The following is a 10,699-nucleotide window of genomic DNA, read 5'->3' as shown; positions in this document are numbered from 1 at the left end:
GTGATCAATTGAGCAACCCAAAAAAAGCATTGTGGGATCTCAGTCCAAACTAATGATCCCTCGCTGCCACCCTCCAAGCCCCGGTCACTTTGCCATGTTCAACAGTCAGGGCTTCGGGATATTTGGCCACCGTGGGGCAAATGTGCATGGGAATCGCATAACGAACCTCACCCATTCGGGTTTCTGTAGCATCATTTGTTTTCAGGACCAGGTGTTCTTCGCTCTGCCCGACCTGTTTTGTATGTTCCATTCCAAAGATCCTAACCCGGGGGAAGTCCATTTCCGGGGCCACGGATTTGTGTCCGAGGTCGAGGCACAGGGTGCCCTCCGCTGGTTTGCTGATCACCCGGGTAAGCAGTACGGCCGCTATTTGGAAATCCATATCCGGAAAGGATTCGGAGTAACGGGCATCCCAGAGAAGGGTAGTCCCCGGACTCGCAATGACTCCCTCGCGCTTTGCGTGGACAGGAAAAGTAGGGGAGCCCCCGGCTATGACCTCCCTAACGGGAAACCCTTCCTTTTCGAGTTCAGACTTCATTTGAGTAACAGCTTCAAAGGCAGCATCGCACACCTTCCTTCTCTCCTCTATATCAGGGTTGCGGATATGACCGTCATAAGCGTGCAACCCGGCCGGGATCAGCCCATCGTGTTCAGAGATCATGATATAGAGTGATCGGGCCTTTTCTGAAGGCCTGATCCCCGTCCTGTCCATGCCCACATTCAGGTCTAGATAAAGGGGTGCCTTTACTCCTCTTTCAAGGGCCTGCGTCCCTATTTGATCAATAACGTTGTCATGGTCAACGAGGGCAGAGAATGCCGTATCAGGGTAGTGTTCCATAAGATCGAGGAATCTACCGATGTTAGGTCCGACAGGCTGCATGGCCAGGAGCACATCAGGCGCCTTGCACCGGCCCAGCAATTCCGCTTCGGTCACCGTGGCACATTTGAATTTTGTGATACCGTGTTTTAATTGGAGTTCAATGATCTCCGCCATCTTGTGGGTCTTCACATGCGGCCTGAGCTTTTCAGGTCCGCCCGTCATCTCAATCATGGTCCTGATATTCTGTTCCACCCTCTCAGGGTAGACCAGCAGGGCCGGACTTGCCACTTTCTCTTCCTCTTCGATCTTATACCAGGGTCTTTTTTGCATTTCAGGGTGTTTCATGCAGTTGGAACATCGCTTCAATCTCCACGGCCACCTGTCCGGGGAGGGTCATGCCCACGGCACTGCGGACACCCACCCCATTCTCCATCCCAAAAATGTCGGCCATAAGCTCACTGAATCCATTGATCACCAGAGGATGCTGGTCGAATTCGGGAGTAGAATTCACCATCCCAAGGGTCTTGACCAGCCTTTTGATCCTATCGATCTCACCGAAATGTGTCGTAATGGTAGAAAGCATGGTAAGGCCCACCTGTTCTGCGGCGAGTTTCGCCTCTCCCAGGCTCATCGTATCCCCAACCTTACCCGTGATATAGGTACCGTCGGTTTTCATAGGTCCCTGTCCTGAGACGTAAAGGAATCCGTCTATGACCAGTACGGGTTTGTAAAGGCCTGCTGGAGGTGGTGGAGGGGGCAGGATCAACCCGAGGTCTGCAATGCGTTGTGAGGGTAGATTACTCATATCGTTATACAAATTGATTCAATACCAGGACACCCAGTAACCCGGTAACTCCTACGGTTGTTTCCATAAGTGTCCAGCTGCGAAGAGTGTCCTTCACTGACAGGTTAAAATACTCTTTAAAAAGCCAGAAGCCACTGTCGTTTACATGAGACAGCATGAGGCTGCCCGACCCAATGGCGAGGACCATGAGTTCCGGGCTTACCCCTGTGGTCTCGATCATGGGCAGCACGATCCCGGCCGCCGTGAGTCCGGCCACCGTGGCCGATCCCACACAGATCCGGATTACCGTGGCAATGATCCAGGCCAGGAACAAAGGAGAAAACGAAGATCCTTTCAGGAGGCCGGCAATATAATCACTTACCCCGCTGTCTATAAGGACCTCTTTAAGGGAACCTGCACCGGCTATAATGAGCAATACCATGGTAATTCCGGCAATGGATGCTCCCACTGAATCCATCAGCTCCTTCATTTTTTTCCCCCTGAGGAGGCCCAGGGAAAAGATGGCAAAGATCACAGACAGCAGCATGGCGATCACGGGGTTTCCTAAAAAGTTCAAACCCTTAGTGATCCAGAGTTCGGCTGGCAGGAACAGTTCTGCGAGCGTGGCAAAGGCGATAAGGATAACGGGCATGAGGGCCGTGAGGATACTGATCCCTGTGCCGGGCATTTCCTGTTCTGACAGGGGCCGTGGATTTACAAACTCCTTCAGGGGTGTCGCTTTAATATGTTTTAAGGTGCGGGAGAAGATGGGTCCGCCCAGGATGATCGCCGGAACCGCTACGATGATGCCGTAGACCAGGGTCCTGCCCAGATCGGCCCCGAACATGGTTGAAATGGCTGTGGGAGCGGGATGAGGGGGAAGGTATCCGTGCGTTACCGAAAGGGAGGCTAGCATGGGCAGACCCACGTAAAGCAAGGGGAGACCCGTTGCTGCGGCCACGGTAAAAACCAGGGGAACCAGGATCACAAACCCCACCGTGTAAAACATGGGGATCCCGACGATGAATCCTGTCAGCACTACCGCCCATTGGATATTTTTAACTCCAAATCGCGCGATCAATTTTGAGGTGATCCGCTGGGCGGCACCACTGTCGGCCACCAGTTTTCCCAACATGGCACCCAGCCCCAGGATGATGACCAGAAAGCCAAGCGTGTTCCCAATGCCCCGCTGGATGGAATCGACCACCCTGATAAGGTCCATCCCCTGGGCGATCCCCACGAAGAGGGAAACGAGAATAAAGGTGATAAAAGGATTGAGTTTCCACCAGGCAATGAGCAGGAACAGGATGAGGATTCCAATAATAACGATGAATAAGGGCATCGGCTCAATTTAAGCTTGCTGATGAGATATTAAATATACCATTTTGAATAGAACTAAGGGATCAATTTTTTATCTTGTATAGGAAACCGATCATTATGGATAAACGCACTTTCCTGCGCAGGATGGGTCAGGCTGCACTGGCCACCCCTTTTCTCCCCCTGACGTTGAGTGGACAGAATGCTGAACCCAGGGGCACCTATGACCTGGAGGATGAAGAGGAATTCTGGCAGAGGATTCGCCTGGATTATGCCCTGAAACCGGACTACATCAACCTGGAAAACGGATATTACAATATCGCTCCTATCCCCACCATCCAGAAATTCCACAGGCATATCGAGCAGGTCAATTACGAGGGGTCTTACTATATGCGCACCGTGCAGTGGGACAACAAAGAACGGATCGCGGCCAGACTGGCGCGTCTGGTAGGTTGCTCCTCTGAAGAGCTCATTATCACGAGGAATACGACCGAATCCCTCGATATGATCATCGGAGGATTTCCATGGAAAAAAGGGGATGAGGCGGTATTTGCCGTGCAGGACTACGGGGCGATGCGGGAGCATTTCAAACTGATCGCAGACCGCTACGGAGTGGTCAACAAGACAGTTTCCCTGCCCAATCATCCGGAAAATGACGACGAGATCGTGTCCCTGTACGAATCTGTGATAACGCCCAGGACCCGGTTGATGATGATATGCCATATGGTCAATATCACAGGGCAGATCCTCCCGGTGAGGAAGATCTGCGATATGGCACACAAGCACGGGGTGGAGGTCATGGTAGACGGTGCTCACTGCGTAGGCCATATAAGAGTCAATATTGAAGAGCTCAACTGCGATTATTACGGGTCGAGTCTCCACAAATGGCTGAGTACCCCCCTGGGTGCCGGAATCCTCTACGTAGCCAAAAAGAATATTTCCAAGATCTGGCCCCTCCTGGCCGAACATCAGCGGGAACCGGATGACATCCTTCGGCTGAACCATATCGGAACACACCCGGTACATACAGATCTCACCATTAATGATGCCATGGACTACCTCGAACTCATCGGGATGGAGCGGAAGGAGAACAGGTTGAGGTACCTTCAAAGATACTGGAGCGACGCTCTGAGGGATACAGAGAACATCATCATCAATACACCTGTGGAAATGCACAGGAGTTGCGGTATTGCCAACGTGGGGATCACACATATGAAACCATCCGAACTCGCCAGAACCCTGTTTGACGAATTCGGGATCTTTACCGTTGCCATAGATCAGGATAATGTTAAGGGCTGCAGGATCACACCCAATGTCTATACGACAACTGCAGAACTCGATACATTCATCAAGGCCATGAAAGAAATCGCCGCCAGGACTTGATTCACTGTATAGAAAATATGACCAAATGCCCTGATTTACCCGGAATAAAACTGATATTAATCATAGAAAATGAATGGGTTAGCCATTAGTTTTGATCGTTTTATACATATTAGAATTAGAGGATTCTAACGTTCCACTTAAAATAGATACTGAAACCAAAAATTTAACTCCATGACTGAATTACTTCAAAGGGAATCACTGCTGAAAAGCGTGGTTTTTTTGCGTATTCTCATAGGATGGCACTTTTTGTACGAAGGGGTCATCAAATTGTTCAATCCCGACTGGACGGCCTTCGGATACCTTGCCACGGCCCAGGGACCATTTAAATCTCTTTTTATCGCCCTTACGGGGGATGGGATCATAGGCTGGGTAGACACCCTGAATACCCTGGTCCTGATCTTTGTCGGGGTGACCCTCGTCCTCGGTATTTTCGAGAAATGGGGTATCATCGCCGGGATGGTCCTCCTCGCCATGTATTATTTTGCCCATCCGCCTTTCCCCTGGCTGGAACAGCGCAATGTGGAGGGCAGTTACTGGTTCGTGAACAAGAACCTGATCGAAATAGGTGCTCTCTGGGTATTATACCATATACAGACGAGTACGTATTTCGGACTTAACTACCTGCTTAAAAGAGAACCCAAAACTGTTAAAACCCCTCAGTCATGAAATGGACCAGAAGAGACATACTTAAAGGATTAGGAGGATTGCCCATCCTGGGCTCCATTTGGTGGGCCGGTGCCGCCAATGCTCTCGTGAAGAGCAAGGACCGCACGGAGATCCTCGAAATGCTCAAAATTGAACCTACCCTGCCATCGGCGCTTCCCGAGATTGGAGGTGACCCCATCCGCATAGGTATCATCGGATTCGGGATCAGGGGCGAACAGCTCTGCAGGGCTTTGGGCTTTGCTACAGAGGAATGGATCGAACAGATGAAAGAGGAGGAACGCCTCACTGGAAATACCCAACTCAAGGAATTCCTGGAGCAGGAAAAGCTGAACCTCAGGATCGCAGGGGTATGCGATATCTTTGATGTCAGGGCTGAAAACGCCATAGCCTCATTTTCAACTGCAGAACACCAGGTAAAGCGGTATAATACCTATCAGGAGATGATCCGGAGCGGGGAGGTGGATGCCGTGATCATCGCAACACCTGACCACTGGCATGCTCCCATGTCCATAGAGGCCCTGGAAAACAATGTGCATGTCTATGTGGAGAAACCCATGACGCACACCATTGAAGAGACCTACAGGCTCCGGGATGCCGCGAGGAATTCCAAGGCTCATCTCATGGTGGGTCACCAGCACAGGCAGACCCTCAGTTTCCAGACGGCCAGTGATATCATCGATAAGAAAGTACTGGGACACGTTTCTGTGGTACAGACCTTTACCAACAGGAATGACGACAACGGTGCCTGGAACTACGATATTCATGAAAAGGCAAGTGAGCAGACCATTGACTGGCAACAATTCCTGGGTTCTGCACCTGAGATACCCTTTAACAAAAATCACTTTTTCCGCTGGAGGAAATGGTGGGCCTATGGATCGGGATTGTCTGGTGACCTGCTGACGCATGATTACGACCGACTCAACTGTGTCCTGAATATGGGAATTCCCAAATACATCACGGCCTCAGGCGGCATTTACACCCACAATGACGGTAGGAATGTTCCCGATGTCCTTCAGGTAAACATGGATTTCCCGGATTTCAGTACGGGTAGCAGTCAGGCTCCTGGTAAGGAAAAAGGGATGACCTTTACCTACAATGCCACTCTAGGCAATGGATTCAGCAGGCCAACCATCCTGATGGGGCATGATGCCTCCATGGAATTGGGAAATAACCTTACGATCTGGCCCGACAGCGGATCCACTAAATACGCCGAGCTGATCGAATCCGGAAAGATGAAACCCAACGTCCCCATCTATCATTACAATCCGGGGGCCAATGTCCCGGATGCGGTATCTTCGGCCACTTCCCAGTACTTCGCGGATAAGGGCCTGATGTGGACCTATATTGATGGGGTGCGGGTTAATTCCACCTATCTCCACCTGAGGGAATGGCTCAGCGCTATTCGCAACGGTGGTACCCTGAGCTGCGGGATCAAGGAAGGTTTTGAAGAGGCCATCACAGCTCATATGACAGGGTTGGCCTATAAACTGGGCCGCCGCATTGAGTGGGATCCTGTGGCGGAGCAGATCGTCCCCATTGAGGATATCGACCTGGACCAGGTCCTTCTCTCCGGTACCTGATGACCCTGGACGCACCCTTAGTGATTGATTAAACCTGCCGAAAAGCAGGTTTTTTTATGGAATACCCTGGAATTCAGGGCCGTAAACCCTAAAACTGACAAATGTCATAGTAATAGTTTGGTATAGGGTCTAATTTAAGGGTATTAAATTCAATGTCATGCAAGTCAAAAAAAATCCAAAAGCCGATTTGAATAGAAACAGCGGCCTGTATTTTGTCATCGGGCTGACTGTTGTCTTGTTCCTTACCTGGCGTGCCCTTGAATACAAATCTTATCCCAAGGATGAGGTGGTAAGGGAAATGGTCCAGGCTGTCGATGACCTGAAAGAGGATGTTCCAGTTACAGAGATGATAAAGACCCCACCTCCCCCTCCACCGCCCGCTGCGCCTGAGGTGATCGAAGTGGTTGAGGATACAGAGGAGGTTGAAGAGACCATTATCGAAAGTACAGAAACAAGCCAGGATGCCGTCATAGAAGTTATAGATGTGGACGATGTGGAAGTTGGGGAAGAGGAAGAGGAGATCATTGTTCCGTTCGCGGTCATTGAGAACGTACCTGTATTTCCCGGTTGTGAGTCTGCCAGGAACAATGAAGAGCGCAAGGCTTGCTTCCAGGAAATGATCCAAAAACACATTGTCAAGGAATTCACCTACCCGCCTACAGCTTTGGAACTCGGGATACAGGGACGTGTATTTGTTCAATTTGTGATTGATTCCAAAGGAAACATCGGAAGTATAAGGATGAGGGGTCCTGACAAGAATCTCGAGAAGGAAGCGCACCGGATCGTTGCATCCCTCCCTAAAATGAAACCGGGAGAGCAAAGAGGAAGGCCGGTCTCCGTTCCCTACAGTATTCCTATCAATTTTGTGATACAGACACCCTAAGGTAAAATTCAGAAAGATCCTTCTTTTAGAGCAGGTCTAGGTGGGGCTAGATCTCAAGGAGGGTCTTTTTTTGTGGTACTCTTTTAATTTTTTAGGCCCTTCAAGGATCACTCTTACGATCTGCAGGGTGCCGTCCTCTTTTGTGGAGATATGCCATTTGATCAGGGTGATCTCCCCGCCCGAGATCTCGATGCCGGTGATACTTCTGGGGTGCACGCAACTACCGTCGTTGAAGAAGGGAATCTCTCCCGGGTTCGGGAACCTCGGGCGGTGGGTATGTCCTGAGATGGTGAGGATGGAATTATTCTCGAGGATCCATTTCTTGATCCTGCGTTCTACCTTGATGAGTTCCTTGTAGTTTTTAGCCGGACTGGTAGGGTCCGCTATTCCCCATACCTGCAGGGGTTTCCAAAGGACGCGGACCAGGAATCGGCCCCACCGCCAGAAGGTATAGTTCCACCAGTCGGCCTGGTGCCCGTGCAGCAAAAAGATTTCCTGCCCGGTATCTCGGTGTTTCAGGATGAGGGCTTCATGGAAAGCCAGGTCTGGGAAAAGAGGTTTGTCTTTTTCGTCAATAGGATCAAAATAGCTGCCCAGGTTCTTCCTGACAGACGCGGGATCCTTGTAGACCATATCGTGGTTCCCCCAGATCATGTGAAGCCGGTTTCCCATGTAGAAGTTCCGCATCTGCAGGTATACATTCTTGTGGGCCTCGAAGAGGTCCTCGAATTCTATGTTTTCCCAAAGCTCGTCCCCGTCTCCCAGTTCACAGTACTGGAAACCTTCTTTGAAATAGTGTCGCAGCGCGTGAAAGTAGATATTTCTGTTATTGGCGAAATCATCAGCAAAACTGTTGTCTCCCCTGTGGCAATCACTGAAGAATATAAACTTCGAATGGTCATCAAAAAGAAGGGTCCTGGCATTTTTATAGGCCCTGCTCAGCCGGTAGTTGGAAGACATAGGTCAAATTTCTATAAATATCGAAAAATTTGCCGGACCGGAGCTGTCCCGATCACAACCGGTGCAACCCTGTACATTTGATATCACTGATCCGCCAAAGGCATGACTACCTCTGCCTTCCAGGTGATCTCATCTATCCCTATGTTTGGGTTGTTGTAGAATACCTCAATCGGGAGTCCCGTCACTTCGATGTCATTTTTTTCGGCATAATCCAGTAGGGCATACCAGGCTCTGTCTGAGGTGATGTAATTTCCATTGTAGACGGCCTTGATGGCCCGTACAGGTTCGCGATATCCGTATTTCAGGTCGGGGTGTTGTGGAAGGCTGTCATTCCTGATGATGGGATAACAGAAATTGAATTCAAGACTGTCCTTTTCCCTGTCCCAGTCCAAAATTTCAATAAAGGGATTCCCGTTGAGTTCCACCCCGTTGTTGACCAGGTAAGGGTCCAGTAGCGGAAAGTCACGCATCATGCCACCTGCCTTTCCGAATTGCGTCGTCTTATTGTGTACATAGGCGTAGAAAGTTGAATCCAATTCGGCCTCACCTTCGATACGTACACGAATACTTTTGATATGGTTAGCGAGGAGGTCGGAAAAGTTTCTCAGGCTATTCTTTGTCCTTCTTTCTATATCGGTATCGTAAAAGGGCACTCGGAGCTTGTTCGCAAAGCTATGAGCGCTGTCCCTGACAAAGACCCTTATTTTGGAAACAGAGTCATTGACAGCAGAGATCCTCCAGTCATAAATATGGGTTGAATCCCCGAAATGCAGTGTCTGCCTTAGCTCCTCCAGGTTGGCCCCCGCCTCGATGCTGCTGTCTTCAAGACTGGTGTTCCACAATTTTACAATCTGATTGATGCTACCTCTGTTGGCCTTAGCCTCCATGGTCACGAGGTAGTCATAGGGATAGATAAAGAGGTAAGCGATACTTCCTCCCGCGATCAGGAGGGCAAGTGCGAAAAGCGCTTTCTTCATAGGTTACTTGCTTTGAGCCAGTTCTGATTTATTTTCCATTTTGAGTTTATTGACGATAAAGGAGCCCAGATCCCTTCCCTGTTTTACCCCTACTTCCACGGCTGCACGGTAATGGATCCCTCCATACATCCTGCTAATGGCAGCCTCATCTGCAGCCTCCCGGAAGGAAGAGAATGATCTAACGGGCAGGCCGTAGGCCAGTTCCGTATCGTCGTCAAAAGAAAAGTCCTCCCCGAAGATATCCGTAAGCACAATAGATGCGGCCCCTGAAACCACGCTGTGGCCGCTGGTATATTCAGGAAAAGGAGGGGTTTGGAGTACGGGCTTCCAGTTGTCGTCAATGTGTTCGTTGATGAGAGTCTCAGGCCTGATCAGGTTGCTTCGATATTTTTCATCCCAGCAGCTGATAAAGGCATCTGCAATGGCCATAGAGGTCTTTGTATAGGCGTGGACGGTCTCGTTGAAGCCCGAATTGGATTTCCTGCAGGCGATCTTGGTGATCCCTATCCAGTGAGCCCCCGGGGTGATCTTCTTGGTGGCGAACATGAGGTGACCGCGGGTTACGGAAACATAAGGATTGCAATCCCAGAATTTCGCGATCTCCACCTCTTCCGATTCGTCTCCCTCGGCCTCCATCTTTTTGCTGATATCGTAAACTTCCCTGACCTCTTTGTAAAAATCTGACCCTTCCTCCATGGAAAACGGGGGAGGTGGCACCGGTTTAAATTGCTCCGCCGAATCGATCACAAAAGGTCGGATCTTGCTCCAATGAGGCTCTATTCCGGCCATATAGGCAGGTGGAGTAGGTTGCCATCGGGAAGGTTCATCCGTATTGACGGTGAACTTGGGCATAGTCCGGGTCTGTTTGTAATTGTCTTTATCCATCCATGCGGCAATATGCTCGGCCACCTGCAGGCCGTAATCCCTGGAGGCCTCAAATTCTGTTTTATTCTGGGCAGACCAAAGGGCGTACAAACTGTCTCGATAACTGATCATCTGATCCTCACTGAAGATAAGCCGGCGGCTGAGGTCTATATGGGCGATCATGGCAGCAAGGGATTTGTTAACAGGTTTCCCGGGGTCGGCCGTAGGGATTGGAGTGAGTTCGTGTACCTGCCCGGCCAGGGATCGGTACTTGTCGTCATCCTGTGCTATGATCTCATAGGCGGCGATATTGGGGTAGGTGAAGATTCTACTGGCTACAGGGGGTGAGAAGATATCGTGTATCATGATCTCCGTCACCTTATCGACACTGCTGTGTATCAATTCCGGTGAGATCTCAATGGGCGTTTTTTCTCTCTGACAGCCCAGAGAGACCAATACCATAAG

Annotated in this window: 10 protein-coding genes; 4 read left to right on the top strand and 6 right to left on the bottom strand. The window is 50.2% G+C overall.

All coding sequences use genetic code 11. From position 1 onward, the window contains the following. Nucleotides 1–49: 49 nt before the first annotated feature. From ABYP73_RS07130 to ABYP73_RS07120, 3 genes are read right to left on the bottom strand one after another with little or no spacing between them, the layout of a single operon-like run. Nucleotides 50–1,150 (bottom strand): D-TA family PLP-dependent enzyme, encoded by a 1,101-nt coding sequence (locus ABYP73_RS07130; protein WP_372973864.1) that lies wholly within the window; start codon nt 1,148–1,150, stop codon nt 50–52. A gap of 1 nt (nt 1,151) precedes the next feature. Then, the gene (locus ABYP73_RS07125) at nt 1,152–1,625 is read right to left on the bottom strand and encodes a RidA family protein (RefSeq protein ID WP_372973863.1); all 474 of its coding nucleotides are present in this window, start codon (nt 1,623–1,625) and stop codon (nt 1,152–1,154) included. A gap of 4 nt (nt 1,626–1,629) precedes the next feature. Further along, nucleotides 1,630–2,946: a gluconate:H+ symporter gene (locus ABYP73_RS07120; RefSeq protein ID WP_372973862.1), complete on the bottom strand. Its 1,317-nt coding sequence runs from the start codon at nt 2,944–2,946 to the stop codon at nt 1,630–1,632. Between the two features lie 95 nt (nt 2,947–3,041). Here ABYP73_RS07120 and ABYP73_RS07115 point away from each other — a divergent pair, with 95 nt between their 5' ends. The 4 genes from ABYP73_RS07115 to ABYP73_RS07100 all read left to right on the top strand — a co-directional run bounded on the left by ABYP73_RS07115 (nt 3,042) and on the right by ABYP73_RS07100 (nt 7,433). Further along, the gene (locus ABYP73_RS07115) at nt 3,042–4,304 is read left to right on the top strand and encodes an aminotransferase class V-fold PLP-dependent enzyme (protein WP_372973861.1); all 1,263 of its coding nucleotides are present in this window, start codon (nt 3,042–3,044) and stop codon (nt 4,302–4,304) included. A 171-nt stretch (nt 4,305–4,475) separates the two neighbouring features. Further along, nucleotides 4,476–4,970, top strand: a complete 495-nt coding sequence (locus ABYP73_RS07110; protein ID WP_372946307.1) for a DoxX subfamily — start codon at nt 4,476–4,478, stop codon at nt 4,968–4,970. Further along, complete coding sequence (locus tag ABYP73_RS07105; RefSeq protein WP_372973860.1) at nt 4,967–6,550, top strand: Gfo/Idh/MocA family protein; 1,584 nt, start codon at nt 4,967–4,969, stop codon at nt 6,548–6,550. Before ABYP73_RS07110 ends, ABYP73_RS07105 begins: the two co-directional genes overlap by 4 nt. Before the next feature lie 157 nt (nt 6,551–6,707). Next, nucleotides 6,708–7,433 (top strand): energy transducer TonB, encoded by a 726-nt coding sequence (locus ABYP73_RS07100; RefSeq protein ID WP_372945713.1) that lies wholly within the window; start codon nt 6,708–6,710, stop codon nt 7,431–7,433. Nucleotides 7,434–7,469: 36 nt separating this feature from the next. On the opposite strand, the gene ABYP73_RS07095 is transcribed toward ABYP73_RS07100, so the two are convergent. The 3 genes from ABYP73_RS07095 to ABYP73_RS07085 form a co-directional block, all read right to left on the bottom strand. Further along, a complete protein-coding gene (locus ABYP73_RS07095) occupies nt 7,470–8,393 on the bottom strand; it encodes a metallophosphoesterase (protein ID WP_372945714.1) in 924 nt (307 codons plus the stop codon). 83 nt (nt 8,394–8,476) lie between these two features. Continuing rightward, entirely contained in the window at nt 8,477–9,370 is an 894-nt protein-coding gene (locus ABYP73_RS07090; RefSeq protein ID WP_372973859.1) for an AraC family transcriptional regulator, read from the bottom strand. Between the two features lie 3 nt (nt 9,371–9,373). Continuing rightward, nucleotides 9,374–10,699: vanadium-dependent haloperoxidase (locus ABYP73_RS07085; protein WP_372973858.1), on the bottom strand; the 1,326-nt coding region annotated here is incomplete at its 5' end.

It is taken from the genome of Muriicola sp. (assembly GCF_041567615.1).
GTDB lineage: Bacteria > Bacteroidota > Bacteroidia > Flavobacteriales > Flavobacteriaceae > Muriicola.
This window is presented reverse-complemented; position numbering and strand designations above follow the sequence as displayed.